The sequence below is a fragment of the Burkholderia sp. 4M9327F10 genome, from assembly GCF_005503145.1.
Taxonomy (GTDB): Bacteria; Pseudomonadota; Gammaproteobacteria; order Burkholderiales; family Burkholderiaceae; genus Paraburkholderia.
In genome coordinates, this window is record NZ_SCNV01000050.1 from 35745 (window position 1) to 62640 (window position 26896).

A 26896-nucleotide genomic window follows, 5' to 3' on the forward strand; every position below is an offset into this window, starting at 1 on the left:
CGACCGACTCCACGATCAAGTTCAATCCGGTTCATATCCATCATGAGTGACTTTCAGCAGGAAGTGCGCGAACGCATCGCCGCCAACGGACGCGAGCAGGGTTTGCTCGACGCCGGCCTATCGTTCCTGTGCACCAGCGCGGAATACCGCTACTCGTACAACTTCGCGTGGCTCGGGCGCCCGATCATTCAGTATCCCCAGGATATGGTGGCGATGCAGGAACTGATCTGGAACGTGCGCCCCGACCTGATTATCGAAACCGGCATCGCGCACGGCGGCTCGCTGATCCTGAGCGCCTCGATGCTGGCGCTGCTCGACTACTGCGACGCGCTGGAAAGCCAGCAACTGCTCGACCCGGCCAAGCCGAAGCGCCGCGTGGTGGGCGTGGATATCGATATCCGCGCGCACAACCGCGTGGCGATTGAGGCGCATCCGATGGCCAACCGCATCGACATGATCCAGGGCTCCTCGATCGACCCCGCGATCGTCGAACAGGTGCGCCGCCATGCCGAAGGCAAAAAGACCGTGCTGGTGTGCCTCGACTCGAATCACACGCACGACCACGTGCTCGCCGAACTCGAAGCCTACGCCCCGCTCACCACCGTAGGCAGCTACTGCGTGGCGTTCGATACCGTTATCGAAGACATGCCTGCAGGCAGCTTCCCGGACCGTCCGTGGGATATTGGGAATAGCCCGAAGACGGCGGTGCACGAGTACGTCGCGAAGCACCCCGAGTTCGAAATCGACCGGGCAATCGATCACAAGCTGTTGATTTCGGTCGCGCCGGAAGGCTACCTGAAGCGCGTCCGTTAAGCAGTCAAGCAGTCAGTCAGGTACTTAGGTACGCCGGCGCCCGGGCGCCTACCCGGGCTTCGCTCACCGCAGTTTCATCTGCACGAAGCAAAATCGAAATGAAAGTCGTCATTCTTGCTGGCGGGCTCGGCTCGCGTTTGTCCGAAGAGACCCAGTCGCGGCCCAAGCCGATGGTGACCGTCGGCGACCGGCCCATCCTGTGGCACATCATGAAGATCTACGCGTCCCACGGGATGACGGACTTCGTCATCTGCTGCGGGTACAAGGGCTATGTCATCAAGGAATATTTCGCCAACTACTTCCTGCACTCGTCCGATGTCACGTTCGACCTCGCGAACAATTCCATGGAAGTGCATCAGCGCTACGCCGAACCCTGGCGCGTCACGCTGATCGACACGGGTGAGTTCTCGATGACGGGCGGCCGTCTGAAGCGCGCGGGACATCTGCTGCGCGACGAAGAAGCGTTCTGCTTCACCTACGGCGACGGCGTGGGCAACGTCAACATCACGGAACTGGTGCGCTTTCACAAGCGTCACGGCCGCCTTGCGACCGTAACCGGCGTGCAGCCGCCCGGACGCTATGGTGTCCTGCAGTTTGGGGAAGACCAGGACGCGGTGGTCGGCTTCACGGAAAAGCCGCAGGACGGCAACGCGTGGATCAACGGCGGCTATTTTGTGGTGTCGCCGCGCGTACTCGATTTCATTGCCGACGACGCAACCCCATGGGAAGCCGCGCCGATGGAAAAGCTCGCCGCTTCGGGCGAGCTGCAAACCTTCCGTCACGACGGCTTCTGGCAGCCGATGGACACGTTGCGCGACAAGCAGCAGCTCGACGCTATCTGGGCAAGCGGCAACGCGCCGTGGAAGACCTGGTGAACGCGGCGATGACGCAAACGGGTTTCTGGCGGGGCCGCCGGGTGTTTCTCACCGGCCACACCGGCTTCAAGGGAAGCTGGCTGGCGCTATGGCTGCAACGTCTCGGCGCTCAGGTGACCGGTTACGCGCTTGAAGCGCCGACCCAACCGTCGCTATTCGACGAGGCTGAGGTTGCGGGCGGACTCGAACACATCCTTGGCGACGTGCGCGATGCCAACGCTGTGAGCGCCGCCATGCAGCGGGCACAGCCCGAAGTGGTGTTTCACCTTGCCGCACAGTCGCTCGTGCGGCATTCGTATGCCGAGCCAGTCGAGACTTACGCCACCAATGTAATGGGCACGGTGCACGTACTCGATGCCGCACGCCGGACCGACAGCGTGCGTGCCATCGTCAACGTGACGACCGACAAGTGCTACGAGAATCTGGAAACCGAACGCGCCTACCGCGAAAGCGACGCGCTCGGCGGCCGCGACCCGTATAGCAACAGCAAGGCCTGCTCGGAGCTGGTGACGCAGGCATACCGCCAGTCGTTCTTTGTGCCGGGTACGAACGGCGCTGCGTCAACCGGCGTCGCTACCGCGCGGGCCGGTAACGTGATCGGCGGCGGCGACTGGGCAGTGGACCGTCTGGTGCCCGACCTGCTGCGCGCCTTCGACCGGGCCGAGCCTGCCATCGTGCGCCGGCCGCATGCGGTGCGCCCCTGGCAGCATGTACTGGAACCGCTTGCCGGTTATCTGACGCTCGCCGAGCGTCTTTGCGCACAACCACTGCAGTACTCCGGCGCCTGGAATTTTGGGCCACGTCCCGGCGACATGCGCCCCGTGGATGCAATCGCCGCGGCGCTGACGAGCGCGCTCGGCGAGCATGCTTCGTTTGTGGTGCAGGCCGAAGCCGGCGCGCCGCACGAAGCCGGCCTGCTGCTGCTCGATGCAGCCAAGGCGCGCCGCGAACTCGACTGGGACTCGGCGCTGGAACTGGAGGAAGCGCTGCGCTGGATCGCCGAATGGCATCAGGCGCACCGGGCCGGCCGCAACGTGCGTGACATCACGCTCGAACAGATCGGCCGCTATGAAGCCCGACTCGGCAGGACGGCCGCTCGCGCGGCGGCGTCGGCTGTCGAATGATTGCGAGGAATGACGTCTTGAACTGCCGACACTGTAATCACCCACTGACGTTTCCGTTTCTGGATCTCGGCTTTGCGCCGCCCTCGAATGCGTATCTGACGCAGGGCGATCTGGTGCAGCCGGAACGTTATTACCCGCTCAAGCTGTTTGTCTGCGACGCCTGCTGGCTGGTGCAGACCGAAGACTACGCGGCCCGCGAAACGCTCTTCGACGCGGACTACGCATACTTCTCGTCCACGTCGGAAAGCTGGCTCGCGCACGCGCGGCACTATGCGTCGACTATCATCGACGAGCTGTCGCTCACCCGCGAGTCGTTCGTGATCGAGGTGGCTTCCAACGACGGCTATCTGTTGCGCAATTTCGTCGCCGCAGAGATTCCGTGTCTTGGTATCGAACCCACCGCGAGCACCGCGGCATGCGCCGAAGCGCTCGGCATTCCGGTGCGGCGCGAATTCTTCGGCGAATCGCTGGCTCGTTCACTTACGGCAAGCGGCTCGCAAGCAGACCTGATTATCGGCAACAACGTGTTCGCACACGTGCCGGATGTGAATGATTTCACCCAAGGTTTGAAGACAGCGCTCAAACCCGGCGGCACGATCACGCTGGAGTTTCCGCATCTGGTCAAGCTCCTCGACGAAGTGCAGTTCGATACGGTCTATCACGAGCATTTTTCGTATTTCTCGCTGCAGGCGGTCGAACATATTTTCCGCGCGGCCGGACTGCGCGTGTGGCGCGTCGAAGAACTAAAGACGCACGGCGGCAGCCTGCGCGTGTACGGCTGCCATGCCGGCGACGCCCGCAGCGACGACGCTTCGGTGGCGCGCATCCGGGCGCTTGAACAGGCACACGGCATCACCACCCTTGATACGTACCGTGATTTCCAGCAACGCGCCGATGCCGCGAAAAACGGCCTGCTGCGCTTCCTGCTGGACTGCAAGGACAAGGGCGTGAAGGTCGGCGCCTACGGTGCGGCGGCAAAGGGCAACACGCTGCTGAACTACGCGGGCGTGAAGCCGGACCTGCTGCCGTATGTGTGCGACGCCGCGCCGTCCAAGCAGGGCAAATTCATGCCGGGCAGCCATATTCCGATCATCTCGCCGGCTCAACTGGCCACCGCCAAGCCCGATGTCGTGCTGATCCTGCCGTGGAATATCTCGGAGGAAGTGGTGGCGCAGCAGCGTCCGGTGCTCGGTCCCGATGTGCGCTTTGTGGTGGCAATGCCGACGGTCCGGTATCTGTGACAGACGACGGTGGCGCGTTAGTTTGAGCGCCTGAAGCGGCGTTCGAGGCCGTCACCGGTGTAGTCACCCGGTGCGGCCACTTAAGCAGGTTTCGCCAGTCTTGCCGCTGGCGCACACCGCGCAGCGCCGAAGCCCCGGCTCAGCGTTCCGGCTCACCGAGCCATGTCTGCACGCTCGGCAACGCCCGATCCCTCTCGGACAACAAGCTCACCTCACGCGGCCAGGCAATCGCCAGTTGCGGATCGTTGTAGGCGACGCCTCGCTCGGCGGCCGGGTTATAGAAAGCGGTGTGCAGATACAGCAAACGGCTGTCGGGTTCGAGACACTGGAAGCCGTGCGCGCAGCCCTCCGGAATAAACACCGCCTTGCCGTTATCCGCCGCCAGTTCCACCGCCTGCCACTGCATGAAGGTAGCCGACGCGGGCCGCAGGTCCACGATCACATCCCATACGCGGCCTTCCAGGCAGCGCACCCACTTCGCGTCAGCAGCATCGCCTTGCTGGAAATGCAGCCCCCGCACCGTGCCGGGCAATACCGTATGCGACCAGTTGATCTGCACGATCTGCCGCGCGCCGTGCGCCTCGGCGAAATCATCGGCGCAGAACAGGCGCATGAAGCTGCCGCGAGCGTCGCCGCGCGGGGTACTTTGAGCTACAAAGGCGCCCGCGATCGGCAACGCGTGCAAGAGATTCTGACTCATGGTGTCTGTCGAGCGGGATTCGGATTCAGGCAACGTCTCAGACGCGGGCTGGGCGGCGCGCTGCGTCAGCGCCCGCCGACATAAGCCGCCTGCGTATCTTCCGTGTACAGGTTCAACTGACCGACGAACTGTTGCTGCCAGTTGACGCCGGCGTATTTGCTCACCAGATGGCGCAGCAACAGGTAGCTGCCAAGACGTTCCGCACAAAAAGCCCAGACCCGCGCCTGATAGCCTTCACGCTTGACCGGATGGCGCTCGAAACAGGTCCGCACCACGGCCTCAACCGATGAAATCGCGTTCACCCAGAAATCGGCCGGGTACACGCCCAGCTCGATGCCGCCAGGCACGAATATCTGCTCGTTGAAAAACGGCATCACCTCGTGGCGACCCAGCACGCCCAGTTCGGTCGCCACCGCGGTGAAGAGCAGGAAGTCTTCCGCGACGTGCGATTCGCGGTACTGATTGAAGTAGCCGCCTTGCAACCGGCACAGTTGGGCGAACAGGAAATCGCGCCCCGCCGGCGCCATGATCTCGGCCAGGTCGAAACGCCCCAGCGCCTCGGGGGTCACCATGTCCATCACCGGATAGTTGGCTGCGACCGTCTCGGTCAGGCGTCGGGTCGAGAGGAACTTGCGGTACTGGCAGATACCGACCTGCTTCACCTGCAACTGATTCTGGACGATGTAGTTCTTGAGCGCGAAGCTACCGGCAACCGCACCCAGTTGCGGATGGTACGGCACCCATTCCGGCGCGATGTCGCGCAGATTGGCCTTGCCCGGACCTTGTGCCTCACCGAGGTAAAGCGGCGAGACGAACGACGGAAAGTCGAACGGCAGCGGCACATGCGTCATGCAGACATAGAGCAGGTCTCGCGAGGCCGGGAGCTGCGTCGAAAGAAAGCCGTCCTTGGCGCGCTCGAGGCGCTGCCCGTGGCGCGCCTGCAGCGCCGCCCCGCGCAGCGTATAAAAATTGCGCAGCGACTCGTTGTCGTCCGATTCGCCGTATCCGGCCTTGAGTTCGTTCAGCAATGCCAACTGTGCTTCGTCGTTCGACGCGCTCGTCTGCGGCGCCGCCGCCGCGCCGGCGGAATAAGCGCAGACGGATATCTCCGGGCACAGCGCGAGAATCAGCGAGGCAATCCGTTCGACCAGCAGCACGCGCATACCGATCGGCGGATTGCACGCCACCGTCGCTGCGAGTTGCTGGCGAAACGCCGGGTTCTCACCTTCGAACAGATCGAACAGCTTTTCGGTCAGCGCGAACCACGTCTCCCAGAACGAGGGCTTCGCGACGAAGTAATTGCCATAGACGGTCGAGCGAAAATCCATCGGCAGCGTGCGCAGGCGGCCGGCGTCGAGGCCGATAGCGCGCAGAAACAGCTCGGCCGCTTCGATAAAGCCGGGGTAGAGCTGGTTGGCTTGCTCGAACACGTTCAGATAGCATGCACTGTCTTCAATCGACGGCGAGAACGTGTAGACCTCATGGCCCGGATTGTGCGCGATGAAGGCGTGAACTTCGGCTGCGCCGAGCGTGGTCCGCGCCTGAAAGTCGGACGTCAGGAAGCCGTACAGCTCATCCTGGTTGACCGACCGGGTCAGGAAAAACTCGCGGATCGCGCTGTAGCCCCCCCAGCCGGATTTCGCGCCGGCGGCAGGCGTCAAGGCGGTAAAACCGTCGTCGAGCGCCTGGCCGGTCGATCCTTCATTGAAAATCTGGAAAATATTCGCGCTCATCGCTGCCCGCCTGGTTCGGCCAAATGTCCCGGTGATCCCTCTATCCCAACTGGCCGGCGCGGACCTGAATTCGCGGGCCGCACCATGCCAATCTGCATAGTGACCGAGTATGGCCGAAACCGGCGCGGCGCAAGCCGCCAAACTGACGGCAGATTTGGGCGCATTTTGGCCCTTGAAGCAACGGACGGCGGTGTTAAAAATACACACCACACTGGAGAAGCCGCGTGTCCCGTATCCATTACACCAAACCCTCGATTGGCGAGCTCGAAGTCCGCTATGCAACGGACGCCGCCGCCAACGGCTGGGGCGAACGATGCTACGAATACATCGAGCGCTTCGAAAAGAGCTTTGCCGCGTTCATGGATCTGCCGTACGCGATTTCCACGTCGAGCTGCACGGGTGCGATGCATCTGGGCCTCGCCGCGCTGGGCATCGGCGCCGGCGATTAGGTCATTCTCGCCGACATCAACTGGATCGCCACCGCCGCACCGATCGTGCATGTGGGCGCCACACCCGTGCTGGTCGACATCCTGGCCGACACCTGGTGTCTCGACCCGGTCAAGGTCGAGGCCGCCATCACGCCGCGCACCAAGGCCATCATTGCCACGCATCTGTACGGCAGCGTCTGCGACATGGACGCCTTGCTCGAAATCGGCCGCCGGCATGGCATTGCCGTGATCGAAGACGCCGCCGAGGCAATCGGCTCAGCCTATGCCGGCAAGCGTGCTGGTGCGCTCGGCGCGTTCGGCACCTTCTCGTTTCACGGCACCAAGACCCTGACGACCGGCGAAGGCGGCATGTTCGTCACCCACGACCGCGCGCTCTACGAGCGCGTGCTGACGCTCAGCAATCACGGCCGCGCCAAGGGCGAAACGCGCCAGTTCTGGCCCTCGGCAATCGGCTTCAAGTACAAGATGTCGAACCTGCAGGCGGCGATCGGTTGTGCGCAACTGGAGCGGATCGACGACCTGATCGCGCAAAAACGCGCGATCTTCCGCATGTACGCCGAGGCGCTCGCACCGCTCGCCTCGCACCTGAGCCTGAACGTCGAGCATCCGGGCACGGTGAACGGCTACTGGATGCCGACCGTCGTGTTCCACGAGCACGTGAAATTCGATCGCGACGCCTTGCTGGCCGCGTTCAAGGCGGACCAGATCGACGGCCGGGTGTTTTTCTGGCCGCTCAGCGAGCTAGGTCTGGAAGGTCTGCAGCGCCCCGTGGAAACGCCGGTAGCGCACGGCATTTACCGGCGCGCCGTGAACCTGCCCAGCTATCACGACATGGGGCCGGCGGAAATCGAGCGGGTCGCCGCCATCGTGCGACGGTTCTGCGAAGCCTGAGTTTTCTGTTCTGACGGCGTCAGGCCGGACCGGCCGGCATGTCGCTCGCATAACGGACGATGCGGGCTGGATTGCCATAGGCCACCGCGCCGTCGGGCAGATTGCGCGTCACGACCGCGCCAGCACCGACGATACAGTGACGGCCGATCCTGATGCGCGGCAAGACCGTCGCGCCTGCCCCAATCATGCTGAAATCGCCCACCTGCACCTCGCCGGCAAGATGGGCGCCGGGCGCCACATGCACGCCGTGGCCGAGCCGGCACTCGTGATCGACACTGGCGCTGGTGTTGACGATACACGCCGTGCCGAGTTCGGCTTCGGCGCATACGGCCGCCTGCGCGAGAATCTGGCAGCCGGGGGCGAGACGTGCATTGCCGGCAACGAAGGCACTCCGATGCACGGCAAGCGCCGCGACCAGTCCGGCGCGCTCGAGCTGCTCGTGAATCTCCACGCGCACCTGGCCGCGATCACCGCCAATTGCCACAAGGAAATGGCAAGGCCGCTGCTGGCGCGCCGCATGCCATTCGAGGAAGCCGTCCCAGCCGCGAATCAGCGGAATATCCGCAAACGGCGGCGCCACAGTGGGGCTGTTATCGAACACGGCCTGCAGGGCGAAATCGTCATGGATCAATTCGCGCAGCACCTTGGCTTGCCCGGTTCCACCCCACAACACGATATCTGGCCTGGCCATTCGCACCACCCCTGTAAAGCGCCTGTTCAAGCGGCCATTATGCGGCACGGGCGCTCCGTCCATGCCACTTGCCGCCGACAAAATGCGCCGCAAACCGTTAAACAAACACGCTGGATGTGATATCTAATAAGCGCGAAATAGCTGGCGGCGCATGAAGCGCTGCACTGAATCACATACCAAAGAGGTTTTCATGACTGGCTCGATGCGCCGATGCTGGATCGGTTTGACCGTCGTCGTTCTGTGCGCCTGTACCACCACGCCGCATTCGCCGGGCACCAGCCAGGCCGCGCGGCCGGCCCGTGCAATGTCCGGCACTGCCACGCTCGCCGCGTGGAACGACACGCCAGCGGAGCGCTCGATTGTCGACTTCGTGACGCGCGTCACCACGCCGGAATCGAAGGACTTCGTGCCGCGCGCCGAGCGCATCGCCGTGTTCGATCTGGACGGAACGCTGTGGCCCGAACAGCCGGCCCCCGTGCAACTTGTCTTTACGCTGCAACGGGTGAAGACGCTCGCGCCAAGGCATCCTGAATGGAAGCGCCAGGAGCCGTACCGGTCGATCCTGCGCGGCAATCTGAAGAACGTGGCCAACAGCGGCGACGCAGGTTCGATGAAACTGCTCGCGGCTACCCATGCCGGCATGACGCCGGACAGTTTTTCGTCGATCGTGCATGACTGGTTCGATAACGCCAGCGATCCGCGCTTCAACCGTCCGTATAGCGGCCTTGCTTATCAGCCGATGGTCGAGGTACTGGCCTTCCTGCGCGCCAATGGCTTCAAGACGTATATCGTCTCGGCAGACAGCGTCGAGTTCATTCGTGCAATCTCGCAGAGCATGTACGGCGTGCCGCCCGATGAGGTGATCGGCAGCACGGTTCGCTATCAGTACGGCATGTCGAACGGCGCGGCGACGATGACGCGGCTCGCACAGGTCGAAACGCTCAACGACGGCGCGACGAAACCGCAGACCATCCAGGCTGTGGTCGGACGGCGGCCGTTGATGGCGTTCGGCAATTCGGACGCCGATCTGCCGATGCTCGAGTGGACAACCTCAGGCGACGGGCCGCGCTTTGCGGCGCTCGTGCATCACACCGATGCGCAGCGCGAGTATGCATATGACCGGGCGGCGCGAACCGGCAAGCTGGACAAGGGGCTTGAAGAGGCGAATGTGAAGGGCTGGCTGATCGTCGATATGAAGGACGACTGGCAGACGGTGTTCAAGGGCGAGGCTGCGGGGACAGCGGCTGCGAAGTAAGGCAAGGTTGCCACGAGTTGCTTGGTAGCGCGGTCCAGACACTGCGTCGCAGAGTGAACCGTTGGGGCAAGGCGCCGGCTTTACACCGGCGCCCAGCTACTTCGTACTCAAGCGCGCGATCAGATGTGCAACGCATGCCCCAGCGCACGCAACGCGGCTTCCTGGACCGCTTCGCCCAGCGTCGGATGCGCGTGTATCGTCCCGCCAATATCCTCCAGACGCGCGCCCATCTCCATGGACTGCGAGAACGCCGCGGCTAGCTCGGACACCCCGCGTCCCACCGCTTGCCAACCGACGATCAAATGGTTGTCGCGACGGGCCACGACACGCACGAAACCGTCCGTCGCTTCAAGCGTCATCGCCCGGCCGTTCGCGGCGAATGGAAACGACGCGCTCACGCAGTCGAGATCGGCTGCTTGCGCTTCGGCCGGCGACATGCCGGCGGTGACAATTTCCGGATCGGTGAAGCACACCGCCGGAATCGCTGCCGGTACGAAGCGGCGCACCTTGCCGGCAATCAACTCCGCCACCATCTCGCCTTGCGCCATCGCACGATGCGCGAGCATCGGCTCACCGGCCAGGTCGCCGATTGCCCATACGTCACGCATTGAAGTGCGGCACTGATCGTCGATGCGCAGCCCCGCGCCGTTGCGATCAAGCTGCAGGCTTTCCAACCCCCAGCCTTGCGTGCGGGGACGGCGGCCTACGGCGACCAGTACCTGATCGGCCGGCAACGCCCTTTCGCTGCCTTCGCGGTCCTGTACACGCACTGCCTCGCCGTCGGCGGTGAGACCCAATACCTTGTGTCCCAGCAGAACCGAGACGCCTTTGCGTGCGAGCGCATCGGCCACCGGCTTGACGAGTTCGGCGTCGTACGCGGGCAGAATGCGGTCCAGCGCCTCGACCACGGTCACCTCGACACCCAGCTTGCGGTACACCGTGCCCAGTTCAAGGCCGATATAGCCCGCGCCGACCACCACGAGGCGCTTTGGCAGCGTCTTCGGCGACAAGGCTTCCGTCGACGACACCACCTTGCCGCCGAACGGCATCGACGGCAGTGCGGTGGGCTCAGACCCGGCTGCGAGGAGAAGATGCTCGCAGTGGATCTGCACACGCTCACCCTCACCCTCGCCTTGGCCGCTCGTGGTGACGTCCACCGTCTTGCCATCGATCACGCGCGCCTCGCCGTGCACGACCTTGACGCCATGCTTCTTCAGAAGCGCTCCGACACCGCGCGTCAGTTTCTGCACGATGCCGTCTTTCCACGCCACGGTGCGCTCGATATCGATCTGCGGCGCGCTGACACGAATGCCGAGCGGCGAGCTTTCCGCGTACTGCAAGGTCTTGTCGAATTCTTCGGCTGCGTGAATCAGCGCTTTGGACGGAATGCAGCCGATGTTCAGGCAGGTGCCGCCAAGCTGCTCGCGCTCGACCAGCATGGTCGGGATGCCGAGTTGTCCGGCGCGGATTGCCGCGACGTAGCCACCCGGCCCGCCGCCAATGACCAGCAGGGTTGTGTTCTCAATCTGACTCATGCTTACTCCACGAACAGCAGGGCGGGCTGCTCCAGCAGCGCTCGAACCGACTGGATAAACTCGGCTGCGTCCATGCCGTCGACGACCCGATGATCGAACGACGACGACAGATTCATCATCTTGCGCGCCACCACTGCGCCATTGCGGATCATCGGGCGTTCCACCATGCGATTGACGCCGACGATGCCGACTTCAGGATGGTTGATGACCGGTGTCGAAACGATCCCGCCGAGCGCGCCCAGGCTGGAAATCGTGATGGTCGAACCCGTCAGCTCATCGCGGCTGGCCTTGCCACTGCGTACGGCTTCGGCGAGCCGCACGATCTCGGCGGCAATCGACCAGACGTCGCGCGCCTCGGCGTGACGCAGCACCGGCACAGTCAGACCCGCCTCGGTCTGCGTGGCAACGCCGATATGCACCGCGCCATAACGCGTCACAACGCCGGCCTCGTCGTCAAAGCGCGCGTTGATCTGCGGAAAATCGCGCAGCGCGATCACCATGGCGCGAATCAGCAGCGGCAGCATGGTGAGGCGGCCGCGCGTTTCGCTCCAGCGCTTGTTCAGTTGCGCACGCAGGTCTTCGACTTCGGTGACGTCGATCTCCTCGACGTAGCTGAAATGCGGAATACGCCGCTTGGCCTCCTGCATCTTGCGGGCGATGGCGCGACGCATGCCGATCACCGGCACCGCGGTCTCGTCGAGACGTTCGGCGTAGCCCGAGCGTGCCTGAATCGTGGAGGACGGTGTGCCACGGGTCTGGGCGTAGGCGTCTAAGTCCGCATGCAGGATGCGGCCTGCTTCCCCTGTGCCGTGCACGAAACGCAGTTCAATGCCCATGTCCCATGCGCGCTGGCGGACCGCCGGTGAAGCAAGCGGGCGCTCGTCGGGCTGACGTACGAGCGTGGGTTGATTTGCGGCTGGCGCACGGGATGCGGACGACGTGGCCGGTGCGGTTGCAGTCGAAGCGGTGTGTGATTCATGCAGCCGTGGAGACGCCGTTGTTGCTCGCGCCGCTGATTGAGGGGAAACGCCGCTGGAAAGCGCAGATGCCAACGCCGCCGCGCTCGCCTCCGCAGCGGTGTGCTGGACAGCCGCGCTACTCACCGCCGCAGCAGCGGGTTGCGCGCCGTGCTGCGTCCCGTTGGTTCCATGGGTTCCATGCGCCCCGTTGGCGCCTTTCGCTCCACCCGCCCCTGACGCTGCGCTACCCGCCTTCAGATTGCCCTCACCTTCCACCTCCAGGCGAATCAACTCGCTACCGACCGCCAGCACTTCCCCCACCTTGCCGCCGAGCGCAATCACCTTGCCCGCGACCGGCGACGGAATCTCGACCGCCGCCTTGTCCGTCATCACATCTGCAATCGGTCCGTCTTCCTTGACGAGCTGGCCCACTTCCACGTGCCAGGCCCCGAGTTCCACTTCCGCAATGCCTTCACCGATATCCGGCATCTTGATGATATGCACACCCATTTCAGGCCTCCATCACACGACGTAGTGCTTCCCCAACCCGGCGCGGGCCGGGGAAATAGGCCCATTCCTGCGCATGCGGATACGGCGTGTCCCAGCCGGTGACCCGTTCGATTGGCGCTTCCAGGTGATAAAAGCAGTGCTCCTGCACCAGCGACACCAGTTCCGCGCCGTAACCACAGGTGCGCGTCGCTTCGTGGACCACCACGCAACGCCGGGTCTTGCGCACCGACTTGACGATGGTCTCGAGATCGAGCGGCCACAGGCTGCGCAGATCGATCACTTCCGCGTCGATGCCGGTTTCTTCCGCGGCCGCAAGCGATACATGGACCGTGGTGCCATAGGTCAGCACCGTCACCGCGTTACCGGGACGCACAACCGCTGCCGAATCGAGCGGCACCGTGTAGTAGCCTTCCGGCACCGCATTCGACGGATGCTTCGCCCACGACGTGACCGGCCGTTCGTGGTGGCCGTCGAACGGCCCGTTGTAGAGCCGCTTGGGTTCGAGGAAGATCACCGGATCGTCGTTTTCGATGGAGGCGATCAGGAGTCCTTTGGCGTCGTACGGGTTCGACGGCATCACCGTGCGCAATCCGCAAACCTGGGTGAACATCGCCTCCGGACTCTGGCTGTGCGTCTGGCCGCCGTAGATGCCGCCGCCGCAGGGCATGCGGATGGTCATCGGCGCAATGAATTGCCCGGCAGAGCGATAACGCAAGCGCGCCCCCTCGGAGACGATCTGGTCCGACGCCGGATAGAAGTAATCAGCGAACTGGATCTCGCACACCGGCCGCAGGCCATACGCCCCCATGCCGACCGCCGCGCCGACAATGCCGCCCTCGGAGATCGGCGCGTCGAACACGCGCGAGGTGCCGTACTTCGCCTGCAGGCCCTCGGTGCAGCGAAACACGCCGCCGAAGTAGCCCACGTCCTGGCCGAACACCACGACGTTGTCGTCGCGTCCGAGCATCACATCCATCGCCGAGCGCAGCGCCTGGATCATCGTCATCGGCCGGGTAGCCGAGCTTGTTTCCTTGATCGTGTCGAATTCCGCCATGCTCATACTCCCAGTTCTTGGCGCTGACGGCGCAGGTGTTCCGGCATGTCCTTGTAGACATCCTCGAACATGGTGGCGGGACTCGAAAAGCGCTCGTCGTTCAGCGTGCCGAATTGCTCCGCTTCCTTCTGCGCCGCGATGACCTCGGCTTCGAGCGAGGCCACCAGCTCGTCGTGCGACTGATCCGACCAGATGCCCTTTGCGTTGAGGTGCTTCCTGAAACGCGCGATCGGGTCGCCCAGCGGGAAATCGCTCCAGTCGTCGCCGGGGCGGTATTTCGAGGGATCATCGGAGGTCGAGTGCGCGCCGGCGCGATAGGTGACCCATTCGATCAGCGTCGGCCCGAGATTGCGGCGTGCGCGCTGCGCCGCCCAGCACGAGGCCGCGTAGACCGCGAGATAGTCGTTGCCGTCGACGCGCAGCGAGGCGATGCCGCAGCCGACACCCCGCCCGGCAAACGTCGAGCCTTCCCCACCGGCGATGGCCTGGAAGGTCGAGATAGCCCACTGGTTGTTGACCACATTGAGGATCACCGGCGCGCGATAGACGTGCGCGAAGGTGAGCGCCGTGTGGAAATCGGACTCGGCGGTTGCGCCGTCGCCGATCCACGCCGAGGCGATCTTCGTGTCGCCCTTGATGGCCGACGCCATCGCCCAGCCCACCGCCTGGATGAACTGCGTGGCGAGGTTGCCGGAGATCGAGAAGAAACCCGCTTCGCGGTCCGAATACATCACCGGCAACTGACGGCCCTTGAGCGGGTCGGCTTCGTTCGACATCAACTGGCACATCATGCCCACCAGCGGCACTTCGCGCGCCATCAGAATGCTTTGCTGCCGGTAAGTCGGAAAGCACATGTCGTCGCGCCGCAGGGCCATGGCCTGGGCCGCACCGATTGCCTCTTCACCGAGGCTTTGCATGTAGAACGAGATCTTTTTCTGGCGCTGCGCGATCAGCATGCGGGCATCGAAGATGCGCGTCTTGAGCATGGCGCGCATGCCGGCCAGCAGTTGCTCGTCTGTGAGGTCCGGGGCCCAGGGGCCGACCGCGCGGCCGTCATCGTCGAGGACGCGCACGAGGCTGTACGCGATATCGCTGGTATCGATGGGGCTGACGTCGATGGGAGGTTTGCGCACCGCCCCGGCGGGGGACAGATGCAGGTAGGAAAAGTCGGTTCTGCAGCCAGGGCGCCCGGTCGGCTCCGGCACATGCAGACGCAACGGCTCAGGCAAGCTCATTGGTTTGTCTCCACGCTTGATTGTGTCTCACGCTGATAGGCGGCTCGCCGGGGGTAGCCGGACGAACGCCATGTCGGCGCGTGCTGTGGCACGCGCCGGTCTCTTAAGAGTTTAGGCAATGTGCGAATGGGGTTCGATGTTTAACGCGCTCAATTGGGGTGAGCGTGTTTGCCATGGGGCGATGGTGCAGTGCAGTGCAGTGCGGTGCGGCGTGGCGGTTGGGCTATGCCTCTAGCGGTGGCGTCCGTGGCATGGTTCGACTCGTCTTTTCTTGAACATCACTGGCTCGGAGAGCACTCCGGTCTGATTTCGAGCAACGCCGGCCACAGCCGGCTCCAGTCACCGTCGTGAGTCACCTCCGGCACTGTGCGCGCCTGCGCGCAGCGGTCGCCGGTCGCGTGGACAAAACGCTGCGCCACCACGGGTGGCACTACCGTATCGCTGGCTCCGCTGAAGTGAACCTGTGGAATTGCCGCGACACGCGTTGCGAAATCGATCGGATTCTCCGACTGCGGCATCGGTGACACCTGATGCAGCCGGTTGACGAACTCATCATCGAGATTGCCCGCCACCGTGCGAATCGACGCGATATCCGTGCGGCGCGCCGCGATCAGCACCGCCAGTGCGCCACCACCTGAATAGCCCACCAGGTTGATGGGCTGCCCCGGCACGCGCGCAGCGAACCGCGTCACGGCTTCATTGACCGATTCCACGACCTCGGGCGCAAAGCGTTTGCCGGTCCAGTAAGGAATGCCACAGCGCGGGTTGACGGCCATCGGCGTGAACTGGCACGGGCGCGCCAGATACACGACGTTCGGTGCGCGGTCCGCTGCCGCCAGCGCAAGGCCGGTAGCTTCCCGCGGCGTCGGGTCCAGCGAGGGCTCGCTGCGTGAAATCCACGCAAGGCCGTCGCCCTCGATGTACACGTCGAGCGGTTCATCGGCGCGGGTTATCCGCGCAAAGGCGGTCAGCACGAAGCTGTCCGTATCGATCAGTTCGCGCTTCAGGCCAGCCGGTTTCGCCAGCGCGTCGGCGTGAGCACCCCGGTCGAGCGTCACGCAACCGGTGATCAGGCTGACCAGCAGCAGTAGGCCTGGCAGCGCCGCAATCAATCGTCCTGGCGATGTCGGTACCGGCTTCAGCATGCGTCTCTTCCCTCACGCCACGAGCTGCGCGAGTTCCGACGCCAGCGTGGCCATCACAGCGCCCCAGTCGCCTCGCGACGGCTGGCGGAACAGACGCATGCGCGGATACCACGGCGTGTCGGTGCGCTCCAGCAACCAGCGCCAGTCCGGCACAAAAGGCAGCATCACCCATACCGGACGCCCGAGCGCCCCTGCCAGATGCACCGGTGACGAATCCACCGAAATGAGCAGATCGGCGATGCTCAGGATCGCCGCCGTATCCTCGAAGTCGCCGATCTCATCCGAGAGCGGCACGACCGGCATGCCCGCGGGCGGGTTCTGCGCCTGAACTTCGGCCGACCCCTTCTGGATCGACAGGAATGTCACGTCGGGCCGCGCCAGCGGCGCAAGCTGTTCAAGCGTCAGCGAGCGGTTCGCGTCATTGAAATGGCTTGGCCGCCCGGCCCACACCAGCGCGACCAGCGGACGCGGCAGGCCGGCAAGGCGTTGCCGCCACTTCGCGAGGCGCCGCGCGTCAGCCGACAGATAGGGGACCTGGCCAGGCAGATCAGCCAGCGTCAGGCCCATCGCCATTGGCAGGCTCATCATCTCGCAGTGCAGATCGAATGCGGGCGGCAGGGTGCCGCGCGCCACGATCTCGTCGAATCCTTCGCTGCGCTGCGCCAGCGACAGGGTTTCCGCGTTCACTTCGAGAACTACGCGCGCACCGCTTCTCTGCTTGGCCCACGGCACCAGCCGCATGAACTGGAACGTATCTCCGTAGCCCTGCTCGTCATGGATCAGCAGGGTCTTGCCGGGAATCGGCTGGCCGCTCCAGCGCGGGCGCTGCACCTTGCGCTCGATGGCAGCCGTATGCGCGAGACTGTAGCGATGGTGATATTCACGCCAGCCGCGCTCAAACTCGCCCAGCAGCAGTAGTGTTTCCGAGAGATCGAAGCGCGTTGGAAAATCGCCCGGCGCATGCGCTACCAGCATCTCCTGGATGGCCCGTGTTTCCGCGATACGCCCCTGCGGACGAAGCGCCGCCGCGAGCAGCTTCCACAGCACGAGAGGCCCGCTACCCGATGCAAGGTACGGACGCAGCTGCGCCTCGGCTTCGTCGAAACGTCCTGCGGCGAGCAGGGGGCGAACTGTCCGCTCGATCGCCGCGATGTCCGGTGTGCTGCCAGGCGTCATGCCGCGCCGCTTCCGAGTGCAGCAAGCAGCGGGCCGAGATAGTCGGCGTAAGCCTGCCAGCGGCCCTTCGAGGTCTTATAGATGGGCTGGCGCACCTGGTTGACGCTGGCCGTGCGCACCACGCGGCGGTTGTCGTGAAAGTTCAGGCAGGCGTCGTCCCACGGAAGACCGAGAAAACCGGTCAGACGCCGCGCCTCGTCCTCGAGATTGTCCACTACCGATTCATAGTCGACCTCGATGAAACGCTCTGACGGCAATATCTCGCGCCAGTGCGCCATCAGGCGTTCATAGCGGCGGTAGAACGCGCCCAGTTCGGCCTGATCGTAGGCGAAGGACTGCTCGCCGCCGAAGAGCTTGGTATAGCAGGACAGGCAGGTATCCACCGCGTCGCGCCGGGTGTGAATGATGCGCGCGCCCGGCAGGATCAGAGGGATCATCCCGGCGTACAGGAAATTGCCCGGCATCTTGTCGACGAGGCGCACTCGCCCCTGGGCCAGCGGCGCGACGCGGGCCAGATAGGCCTGGCCGAGCTGCCGCAACAGGTCTGCGGCCTCCCCTTCCGCCAGCGCCTCGAGCCGCTCCGGAAAAACGCCGCTGCCTTCGACCACCAGGCGCAAGGCAGACAGCTCGCCCGCGCCCGTCACCTGCGGGTGCGACGACACGATCTGCTCGATGAGCGTGGTGCCTGAGCGAGGCATGCCGACGATGAACACCGGCAGCTCCGACGGCGCGCCCGCCCCCTGCAGCCGGGCATACAGTTCCGGCGTGAACGTTTCGGCAACACGCTCCATCCACTGGCCGGTCGCGACGGAATCGTAGCCGAGGCTCGCGCGCTTCTGACGGTTGCCCGCATTGAAGTGCTGGAACGCCTGCTGCGCATCCTTGATGTCGAGGTACGCCTTGCCGAGCGCGAAATGGGCCGTGATCCGGTCGCTCAGCGAACGGCGCTCGCCTTCGGCGAGACATGCCTCGAGCGCCGCGATATCGGGGTCGCCCGCGCTGAACGTATGCGCGTCGGCCCGGCCGGCCAGCGCCGTCACCGAACCCGGAAAGGCTTCCAGCGCCTGCTCGAACGCGGCCATTGCCTCGTCCTTGCGGCCGGCTTCCATCAGCAAGGTGGCGCGTCCGACCATTGCTTCCTCGGCGACCGCGCCAGGCAGTTGGGCCGCCTGCTCGAACTGCGCAAGCGCCTCGTCGGTTTGCCCGAGTACCTGGAGCACCACGGCGAGCGTGTTGTGCGCCTCGGCGCTCTTCGGCGCAATCGCTACGGCCTGGCGGGCGAAGCCGAGTGCCTCGTCGAGACGTTCAATCAGTTTGAGCGCCTTCGCCCGTGCCACCAGCGCGGCCGGATGTTGCGGGGCGAAGGCGGCGAGCATGTCGAGCGCATGTAGCGCGGCTGCATGGCGATGGCGGGAGACTTCCACCTCCGCCAGGTTCAGATACGCGTCGACGAGGCGCGGGCTCAGTTCAATGGCCCGCTGCGCCGCTGCGGCGGCCTCGTCATAGCAGCCCTGGGTGGAGAGCAGGAACGCCAGGTTGCTGTGCGCCTCGGCGTAAACCGGATTCAGGGCCAGCGCCTGGCGGTAATGCTGTTCGGCACGGTCCATGCGGCCAAGACGCCGCGAGGTGTTGGCCAGGTTGTTATGCGCTTCGGCCCAGTCCGGCTTGAGCGCGATCACCCGTTCGAGACAGGCGAGGCTTTCCGCGAACTTGCCGGCTTCCTGCAGCACAATGCCCAGGTTGTTCCAGCCCGACACCAGCGCCGGGTCCATCGCCACGGCCCGCCGGGCGGCTTCCTCACCCTCGGCCAGCAGCCCTTTCTGGCGGCACATCTCGGCGAGGTTGCTGGAATAGACGGCCGGGGCGCGCGGCGCCATGCAGGCCTGGCGCAGATGGGAAAGGGCGAGATCGAGATTGCCGTACGCATGCGCCATCAGGCCCAGCAGGTGCAGCGCGTCGGCGTGGCCCGGCCAGGCGGCCAGCACCCGCTGACAAAGCTGTTCGGCCTGATCGGCCTGGCCGGCGTTCCAGTGGGCATGGGCGCGGCCAAGCGCTTCCGCAATACTCATGACGTCGGAAGAACCCGGCACACTGGACATGCTTGACTCCATACGAGTGGTCGATTTCGATGCGCAGACACCGTACCACCGGTTGCCGAGATGAGGCGCTGATTTTTTACGGTGGCCAATCGGCTCGTGCTGGCATTGCCGGCCTCACCCGGTGCGTCGACAATCAGAACTTCTGCTGCAGGCGCAGTATCCCCGTCTGCGAAAGGAAGCCCGGTGCGGCCTGCAGTTCGTAACGAACCGTCAGGCTGAGGTTGTTCGCGCGCAGCAGCGTCACGCCCAGCGAGACATCCGCGAGGTCTGCCACCGGCGTGGCCCCCACGGTCGTAAATGCAGTCTCGCCCGGGGCCCCCGCAAAGCCCGCCCCCGTCACCTGCCTCGTGTGGTCGTACTCGTGAATCCACTGCACCTGCAGATCCGGCACGATCTCGCCGTAGCCCGTCGTGAAGCCCTTCTCCAGCCTCGCACCGAGGCTGCTCTTCACCGAACTCGCGTGGCTTGAATCGACCGACAGCGCCGCACCGCTGCCGCCGCTCTCCGTATAGCTGCCCTGGTTCAGGTAGCTGTACGTGAGGCTCGTCAGCGGCGTGAGCGTCGCGCCATACAGCGCCAGCGGGTAGCCGGCCTCAGCCCGCGCCACGTACTGCTGGCCGCTGAAGTGGCCGTCGGCCGTACCCGAGAATCCCTGCATGCTGACCACGCGGGTCGTGTCGTACTGCTGCTGCACCACCGCGCCCGAGAGGTTCACGTACCACGGGCTGCCCGTGTAGCTTGCGTAGCCGATCAGGCCATAGGCGTTCACGCGAGTCGTGTCGCCGGCGGTATCGCCCGTGCTGTTGATCGCGGTATTGCTGTAGCTGAACACGCCACCGGCACGCCAGCGGTCGTTGATCGCCCGGTCCACGCCGAGCAGCAGGCCGCCGTAGTTCGCGCTGTAGCCATCCACCTCATCGCGCTCGTCCTGGCTCGCATGGCCGCCGTACGCCTGGCCCCACACGTTCCACTGGGGCGCCACTTCGCCGGTTGCCACACCGGTTTCGCCGCTTGCCTGTGCGAGGCGCAGAGAGTCGACGTGCGAGGACACCACGTTCAGCGCATCGAAGGTTGGCGCGACCGCGGCTTGGCTGATTTCACCCGAGATCGGGTTCAGTGTATTACCGCCGCGATTGGCCGGGCCACTGCCGCCTTCATCGAGAGACAGCGACGCATCGTATAAATTCAGCAGCCCGGCATTGCTGATCCCCGTGTAGCGGGACAAACCCAGCAATGCCGAATAGGCGTTCGGCTCGGTCGCCGGAATCGAGAATGCCGGTGTGGGTGTTGGCGTCGGTGTTGGCGTGGGCGTCGGTGTGGGTGTGGGTGTGGGTGTTGGTGTCGGCGTCGGTGTGGGTGTCGGCGTCGATACGATGGTTGCGCTCACCACGTCCAGCACCAGATCGCTGTTGCTGCCGTTCGCCACGACCGAGCCGGTTACGGTTGAGTTATAACCGGCAATCGAATAGTGTAAGCCGTTGGGATTGTAGGTCGCCGCACCCGCGGTATCGACGATCACATAACGCTGTCCCGCAGCGAATCCATAGCCGTTCGACGTCAGGCTCACCGATGAGCCCGATGCAATCGTCGAGTTGCCCGTTACAACAAGCCGGCCATAGCCGCTGTCCGACCCGATCGAGCCTTGCGTGACGGCGCCGCTGGAAACGCCGATCTGCAGCGTCGCGTTCGCCCCCTGGTTGTAATTGCCGCTTATCGTAATCGGCCGGTTGACCTGCAGCACCGCGCTGCCCATGTTGTTCACCGCGTTGCTGCCGACGTTGATATTGTCGTTGAGCAGCACGTTGCCAGTACCGAACGCGACGTTCGAGAGCGTGTTGGTGATTGAGCCGATCGTATTGCCGTAACCGGTCAGGGTGCCGAATATCGTACCCGTACCGCCGTCGAGGTTCAGGTCCTGGCTCGACAGGTTCTTGATATTGCCTTCGATGGTGCCGGAGTTTGTGATCGTTCCAAGCGAAGCGGAGGAGGCGTTATAAAGCGCGTAATCCTGGCCGCTGATGATGCCACTGTTGTTTAGCGTGCCTATCGTGCCGCCGGCGGGATTATAAATGCCTGTCTGCGTGCCGCTGATGACGCCGCTGTTGGTGAGCGTACCTATCGTGCCGAGTTCACCGCCGTTCGCGGTATTCCAGATGCCACGATTGCCTGTGATCGTGCCGCCACTATTATTCGAAAGCGTGGTGATTAATCCGCCGTTGAGAAGACCGGCGCTGGGGCCCCTGATGTCCCCCCCGTTGTTGATCAGGGCGCCGATGCTGCCCAGGTTGTTGATCCCGTTGTTGTTGCTGGAGACGATGGTGCCGCTGTTCGTTAGCGTACCGACAGTGCTAGAGCTGACTATACCGTCGGACTGCCCAGAAATGGTCGAGGTGACGGTCAGATTGCCCGTATTCCAAGAGTAGGTCTCGTTGTAGGGCGTGCTGATAACTGTCTGGGCCGCCGTCTTCTGGGACATGACCGCAATGGCCCCTGCCAATGCAAGTGACAAGACGTTTAATTTCAGCGGATTGTTCTTGCTAAGCGTCATGCCTCATACCCCGTTCCGATCGATTGCGGCGTTAACTTCTTCTTATGGCTGTAGTATCGGCAGCTCGAAAGCCGGTCATTATTGTAGGAGAAGAAATGCGAAAGGAATATTTAAATATGCCTGCGCAGCTTTTTATTCGGTTAATTCGAGCTTTCAATATCCTGAATCGAGATTGAGATTTCGTAAGTTTTAACTTGCGAAAGACGGCTATCGCGACCGCAAGGACCGTTACTAATGGTGTCTTGCGGACAACGCAACGCAATCAATGCGCCTGATCGGTCAAGCGCACCTCAGAGCGTTCACGCAACGCGCTGCGGCAGCGTAAACACCGCGATAGCTGCTTCGAGTTGTCCGGTCTGCGCTTTCAGCACGTCGGCGGACGCGCTGGCCTGTTCCACCAGTGCCGCGTTTTGCTGCGTGGTCTGATCCATGCTGGCGACAGCGATATTCACCTGCTCGATGCCCGAACTCTGTTCGATCGAGGCGGCACTGATTTCACCCATGATGTCCGTCACGCGCCGCACGGCTTGCACGACCTCCTGCATGGTCGCACCCGCGCGGTCGACAAACTGCGAGCCGCCCGCGATCTGCGCCGCCGACTCCTCGATCAAGGCCTTGATTTCCTTCGCCGCGGCCGCGCTGCGTTGTGCCAGATTGCGGACCTCACCCGCCACGACCGCAAAACCGCGTCCTTCCTCGCCGGCGCGCGCAGCTTCGACCGCCGCGTTCAGCGCAAGGATATTGGTCTGAAACGCGATGCCTTCGATCACCCCGATGATGTCGCCAATCCGATGAGAGGACTGCGAAATACCTTGCATCGTGTCCACTACCTTGCCGACCACTTCGCCGCCGCGCACCGCCGTCTCCGATGCGTTGTGGGCCAACTGGCTGGCCTGCTTGGCGTTGTCGGCGTTCTGCTTCACGGTCGCCGTGATCTGCTCCATGCTGGAGGCCGTTTCGCCCAGCGCCGTGGCCTGCTGTTCGGTGCGGCGGGACAGGTCGGCATTGCCGGCGGCAATCTCGCTCGACACCGTGGAAATCAGCGTCGCACCGCTGCGGATCTGCGTGATCGCTTCCGCGAGACGCAGTTGCATGCGCTGCATGGCCGCGAGCAGGCTGTGCGTATCGCCACTGCGCGTCAGGACGACGACGTCGAGTTCGCCATCGGCGATGCGGCCGGCAATCTGCGCGGCATAAGCCGGTTCGCCGCCGAGTTGGCGCAAGATGCTGCGGGCAATCAGGCCGATCACGATCGACACCGCACTGCACAGGAACAGCGCGGCGACGACATACTGTAAGAGCGTGGTATAAAACGCGGCGTCGATGTCATCGGTGAATACGCCGGTGACGATGGTCCAGTCCCACGGCTTGAACAGGCGCACGTAGTTGATCTTCGGCGCCATCTTGTTCGTCACGGGTTTCATGAACTGCAGATGGATAAAGCCTTCGCCGTCGCGCTCCGCGAGATCGATGCCTTCCTGGAACACGAGGTGGCCCGTCGGGTCCTTGAATCCGCTCATGTCTTTGCCTTCCAGGTCGGCACGCACGCCATGCATCAACACTTTCGCATGCGCGTCCTCGATCACCAGATAGCCGCCTGCGCCGTCGTAGTGCATCACCCGGAGATCGGCCAGCGCGTTGCGCTGCGCGTCGGCGAGCGGCATGGTGCCGGCCGCCACGAGACCGTTATAGCGGTCCAGCACGCCGTTGGCCACGCTCACCACACTTTTCAGTTCGGCCTCGCGACCGGCGATCATGGTGTCGCGCGCCTTGAAGGCGCCCCAGAGTCCGATCGCCAGAATGCCCAGGCACATGACAGCGAGCGCCAGCCATAGCCGCACGTTGAGCCGAAACCGTTCCATCTGCGTCCCCTTTTTAGATTGACGAGCGTCTGCACGGTCTGTGCGTGCAGGCTGGTTGTGTCTATCAAGGAAATTAACGGCAGGGGATGGGGAAAACTTCAGTTTGCAGGGCTGGGTGGTTCGGCATGCTGCAAGCGGGCTGCTATACAGGGATTCCGTGTGTCAACAGGAAATCTCGTCAGATAACGGCAACGTTTCCTTGAGGACGCAACACTGGCCCATCGGCTAAACAGTCACCGATTTCAGCATTCGCGAATTGTGCCGCGAGCGCACATATTAATTCCCCCCGGGAATTAATACTATGACAAATTAACTTATTATCATTGATTCAGACATCACCCACAATCCAGCTGTCTCCACATATTGAAGGACTGGTGTCATGAATATCGATCTCACTGGCCGCAAGGCCGTCGTTACCGGGTCAACGGCGGGTATCGGCCGAGCCATTGCTGAAGGGTTGGGGCGCGCAGGCGCCGCGGTCGTCATCAACGGCCGCACAGAGAAGCGCGTCTCTACGGCGCTTCGGGAGCTTCGAGAACTCTTGCCAAAGACCAAATTTACCGGCGTCATCGCAGATCTTGCGACCCCGGAAGGCGCGGCGGAGTTGTTCGCTCAGGCGCCGGATGCGGACATTCTCGTCAACAATGTGGGTACTGGGCGTCCGAAGTCCTTCTTCGAAATTGAGGACAGCGAGTGGATCGATCTCTTCGAACTTAACGTCATGAGCGGCATTCGCGCCTCCCGCCACTATGTGCCGAACATGACGAAGCGCGGGTGGGGGCGCGTCGTCTTCATCAGCAGCGAGTCCGCGCTTGCGATCCCTAAGGACATGATCGACTACGCCACGACCAAGACCGCTCAGCTCGCCATTGCGAGGGGCTTGGCCGAGGTGGTCGGCGGAACGGGTGTCACCGTCAATTCGGTTCCCATTCAGTTCGCGAACGACAACGGCGACCGTCAGTCCTGGCGTGGGCTCCCCAATGCCTCGGATTGCTCCTTGTCGCTCGACGCCTTTGGGGCATCTCAATGCTTTTTTGCCAACCCGCGCACGCGCGAGTCCGGCGGCGGTACACTCAAACAACAACTCGCGTTCGAACTCGGCGACCACAGACAGCACCGACGTGGTCACCTTTCCGGCCGCGCTCGCGAGGTCTGCTCCGCCCAACGCGAGGCAATGAACGTGGACGCCCATTGTCGTCCGTTCGTCGACGGTCGCACGCACATCAATCGCGTTGAGGCCGTGCCCGTCAAGTTTCGTGACGACCAGCACATCGCCAGTTTCCAGTCGCTTGAGTAGCTTCCAAAAGCCGGCTCGCTGCCCCGCCGCAACGGAGATGGACACGCACTCCGACACCACATGGCGCGGCTCGACGCTGAACCCTGCCTAACGGATTTCGTGAGGTTAGCTCACAGTCGTCCGTTTGACGGTCGAGACCCGGCGGTAGCAAAAGACTCGGCTCAGTTTCGCACCTCCGCACTCAAGAAAGATGGCAGAAGATTAACCAGGCGGTGCAGTGCGTCAAGCAGGTATTGGGCAAGTCACTAACCCCCTTTTCGTACGAGTCGAGATTTTTTGGCTTGCGCCGTTCACTGGATACATCGGGGACTCAAGATTGCGGGACGGTGGCCGTTATAGCGCTCGGGAAGTATTTGTCCGAATAAATAAATAAAGAAGAACATGATGAGTGATGAGCAGCAAGTGGTCGACACGCCGCAGAGCGGCACAGCAGCCGTTTCCCCGCAGAGTGCGACGCCCAGCTCCCAACCAGCGGGCGAAGGTACGCAAAGCGATGTGAAGAAAGAAGGCGACGGGGCGGGAAACGAAAAGAAGAAGGAGGGGAAGAAACTCGAGGACCTCGTGAGCCTCGCGTGGAAGGGGCTGCTGTTCCTTGGAGGTATCTTCCTGCTGATCTTTTTTGCGGATGTGGGATTCTTTCCCACCCTCAAGCTGACGGATCTAACCGCGACGCTAGCGGCTGTATCGCTTACCGGCCTGTTGATGCTGGTTATCTTCGCTGGCTCGTTCGTTGCCCCGGCGCTGATGGCGCACGGCTCATTTGCGCGGCTCAATAAAACGCCGCTCGTTGTGTGGATGTCGGCTCTCGCGGGGGCCGTGCCTGCATGGACGCTTTGCCTGTGGCTATTCCTGTGGGGTGCCCCAGGGGTCGCGGGCGGCGGCCTCTGCCTGTCGCTTGCTCTGGTATTCGCCACTATCGCGTATCGGAATTATCTTTCGGAAAAGCGCAAGCTGGCCAGTGTCGATGTGGCCGGGAATGACGGTGCGGCGCCGGGCGGCCAGAGCGTCTTGCGCGTAGGCACGAAGCTGGATCAGTTTGGCGGCCCGCTCATGGAAGTGCTGGGGGTAGCTTCTACGTTCTTCGTTGGGCAACTCATCGCGACGTATTACGGCATCCTCTTGTACCACTCGCCAGCTTCGCGCGATCAAAACCTCTGGCTTGCCGTGTGGCCGGCTATCTGCTTCGTTGCAAACATCGGCCTGCTGAGTATCCATCGCGCCGATGAAAAACGCTGGTGGAAGGATCTGGGTCTGATGGCAGGAGCGCTCCTGGTGATCTTCCTCGCGATGACGGGCGCTAGTTCGCAGATTAGCGGCGGCATTGCACGCAGGTTCGCCCTAGGTGGAATACCGGACGCCGTGGTCACTCTGTCGAAGCAAGGATGCAAGATTGCGGAGGCGTCCAGCTGCGGCGCTATGACGTGTCAGTACGCGACACCGGATGCACTGGGTGTCGTCCGTAAGGTGAAGATCGTTTCGCGGATTGGCTCGGAAGTCGTGCTTCAACCGGACCAATCGAAGGTTCAGGTGGTGATGAAGAGCACGGAGGTTCTCGGCTGGGCGAGAGAGGCTCCGCCGTCCAGTCCGCGCGCTGCGTCGGGCGTGGCGGGCAACGATTCGAACCAAGAACGCACTGAGATACTGCACGGCCTCGATTGCAGTGCCGCCTCCGCCGCGCCAGCAGCCAGCTCCCCCGCCCCCGCG

18 protein-coding genes and 3 pseudogenes are annotated in these 26896 nt (G+C 63.5%); 8 read left to right on the top strand and 13 right to left on the bottom strand.

Annotation, left to right across the window (positions count from 1 at the left end; translation table 11 throughout):
• Window positions 1–42: 42 nt before the first annotated feature.
• From FFS45_RS31470 to FFS45_RS31485, 4 genes are all read left to right on the top strand, one after another.
• Window positions 43–813 (top strand): cephalosporin hydroxylase family protein, encoded by a 771-nt coding sequence (locus FFS45_RS31470; protein ID WP_137958548.1) that lies wholly within the window; start codon window positions 43–45, stop codon window positions 811–813.
• Window positions 814–911: 98 nt separating this feature from the next.
• Window positions 912–1688: a glucose-1-phosphate cytidylyltransferase gene (rfbF, locus tag FFS45_RS31475; RefSeq protein WP_137958549.1), complete on the top strand. Its 777-nt coding sequence runs from the start codon at window positions 912–914 to the stop codon at window positions 1686–1688.
• The gene (gene rfbG, locus FFS45_RS31480) at window positions 1673–2812 is read left to right on the top strand and encodes a CDP-glucose 4,6-dehydratase (protein ID WP_349292335.1); all 1140 of its coding nucleotides are present in this window, start codon (window positions 1673–1675) and stop codon (window positions 2810–2812) included. The genes rfbF and rfbG overlap by 16 nt, the downstream gene beginning before the upstream one ends.
• A gap of 17 nt (window positions 2813–2829) precedes the next feature.
• The gene (locus FFS45_RS31485; protein WP_171029808.1) at window positions 2830–4053 is read left to right on the top strand and encodes a class I SAM-dependent methyltransferase; all 1224 of its coding nucleotides are present in this window, start codon (window positions 2830–2832) and stop codon (window positions 4051–4053) included.
• A 139-nt stretch (window positions 4054–4192) separates the two neighbouring features.
• Here FFS45_RS31485 and FFS45_RS31490 read toward each other — a convergent pair whose 3' ends face one another.
• Both FFS45_RS31490 and FFS45_RS31495 read right to left on the bottom strand, forming a co-directional pair.
• Window positions 4193–4753 carry a dTDP-4-dehydrorhamnose 3,5-epimerase family protein gene (locus FFS45_RS31490; protein WP_137958551.1) on the bottom strand — a complete coding sequence of 187 codons (561 nt, stop codon included), beginning with the start codon at window positions 4751–4753 and terminating at the stop codon, window positions 4193–4195.
• A gap of 65 nt (window positions 4754–4818) precedes the next feature.
• Window positions 4819–6486 (bottom strand): hypothetical protein, encoded by a 1668-nt coding sequence (locus FFS45_RS31495; RefSeq protein ID WP_137958552.1) that lies wholly within the window; start codon window positions 6484–6486, stop codon window positions 4819–4821.
• A 224-nt stretch (window positions 6487–6710) separates the two neighbouring features.
• Here FFS45_RS31495 and FFS45_RS31500 point away from each other — a divergent pair.
• A pseudogene (locus FFS45_RS31500) lies at window positions 6711–7826 on the top strand (DegT/DnrJ/EryC1/StrS family aminotransferase).
• A 19-nt stretch (window positions 7827–7845) separates the two neighbouring features.
• Here FFS45_RS31500 and FFS45_RS31505 read toward each other — a convergent pair.
• Window positions 7846–8517 (bottom strand): acetyltransferase, encoded by a 672-nt coding sequence (locus FFS45_RS31505; RefSeq protein ID WP_137958553.1) that lies wholly within the window; start codon window positions 8515–8517, stop codon window positions 7846–7848.
• A 190-nt stretch (window positions 8518–8707) separates the two neighbouring features.
• Here FFS45_RS31505 and FFS45_RS31510 point away from each other — a divergent pair, with 190 nt between their 5' ends.
• Window positions 8708–9772 carry an HAD family hydrolase gene (locus tag FFS45_RS31510; RefSeq protein WP_137958554.1) on the top strand — a complete coding sequence of 355 codons (1065 nt, stop codon included), beginning with the start codon at window positions 8708–8710 and terminating at the stop codon, window positions 9770–9772.
• Between the two features lie 119 nt (window positions 9773–9891).
• Here the strand turns inward: FFS45_RS31510 and lpdA are convergent, their stop codons facing one another.
• From lpdA to FFS45_RS31555, 9 genes are all read right to left on the bottom strand, one after another.
• A complete protein-coding gene (gene lpdA, locus FFS45_RS31515; RefSeq protein WP_137958555.1) occupies window positions 9892–11307 on the bottom strand; it encodes a dihydrolipoyl dehydrogenase in 1416 nt (471 codons plus the stop codon).
• A gap of 2 nt (window positions 11308–11309) precedes the next feature.
• Window positions 11310–12776 (bottom strand): dihydrolipoamide acetyltransferase family protein, encoded by a 1467-nt coding sequence (locus FFS45_RS31520; RefSeq protein WP_137958556.1) that lies wholly within the window; start codon window positions 12774–12776, stop codon window positions 11310–11312.
• Window position 12777: 1 nt separating this feature from the next.
• On the bottom strand, window positions 12778–13830 hold the full coding sequence (locus FFS45_RS31525) for an alpha-ketoacid dehydrogenase subunit beta (RefSeq protein ID WP_137958557.1): 1053 nt from the start codon (window positions 13828–13830) through the stop codon (window positions 12778–12780).
• Window positions 13831–13832: 2 nt separating this feature from the next.
• On the bottom strand, window positions 13833–15065 hold the full coding sequence (locus FFS45_RS31530) for a 3-methyl-2-oxobutanoate dehydrogenase (2-methylpropanoyl-transferring) subunit alpha (RefSeq protein WP_137958558.1): 1233 nt from the start codon (window positions 15063–15065) through the stop codon (window positions 13833–13835).
• Between the two features lie 278 nt (window positions 15066–15343).
• Window positions 15344–16210, bottom strand: coding sequence for an alpha/beta hydrolase (locus FFS45_RS31535; RefSeq protein WP_137958559.1), 867 nt, complete (start codon window positions 16208–16210; stop codon window positions 15344–15346).
• Window positions 16211–16222: 12 nt separating this feature from the next.
• Window positions 16223–17386 carry a glycosyltransferase family 9 protein gene (locus FFS45_RS31540; RefSeq protein ID WP_137958560.1) on the bottom strand — a complete coding sequence of 388 codons (1164 nt, stop codon included), beginning with the start codon at window positions 17384–17386 and terminating at the stop codon, window positions 16223–16225.
• A complete protein-coding gene (locus FFS45_RS31545; protein ID WP_249363011.1) occupies window positions 17383–19485 on the bottom strand; it encodes a tetratricopeptide repeat-containing sulfotransferase family protein in 2103 nt (700 codons plus the stop codon). Before FFS45_RS31545 ends, FFS45_RS31540 begins: the two co-directional genes overlap by 4 nt.
• Before the next feature lie 133 nt (window positions 19486–19618).
• A complete protein-coding gene (locus FFS45_RS31550; RefSeq protein ID WP_249363012.1) occupies window positions 19619–21961 on the bottom strand; it encodes an autotransporter domain-containing protein in 2343 nt (780 codons plus the stop codon).
• 371 nt (window positions 21962–22332) lie between these two features.
• Window positions 22333–23895, bottom strand: coding sequence for a methyl-accepting chemotaxis protein (locus FFS45_RS31555; RefSeq protein ID WP_137958562.1), 1563 nt, complete (start codon window positions 23893–23895; stop codon window positions 22333–22335).
• Window positions 23896–24274: 379 nt separating this feature from the next.
• Between FFS45_RS31555 and FFS45_RS31560 the strand changes: the two are divergent.
• Window positions 24275–24808, top strand: a pseudogene (locus FFS45_RS31560) (SDR family oxidoreductase); the annotation flags it as partial.
• A gap of 189 nt (window positions 24809–24997) precedes the next feature.
• On the opposite strand, the pseudogene FFS45_RS42535 reads toward FFS45_RS31560, so the two are convergent.
• Window positions 24998–25252: pseudogene (locus FFS45_RS42535) on the bottom strand (recombinase family protein); the annotation flags it as partial.
• Between the two features lie 321 nt (window positions 25253–25573).
• Between FFS45_RS42535 and FFS45_RS31570 the strand changes: the two are divergent.
• Window positions 25574–26896: hypothetical protein (locus FFS45_RS31570; protein WP_137958563.1), on the top strand; the 1323-nt coding region annotated here is incomplete at its 3' end.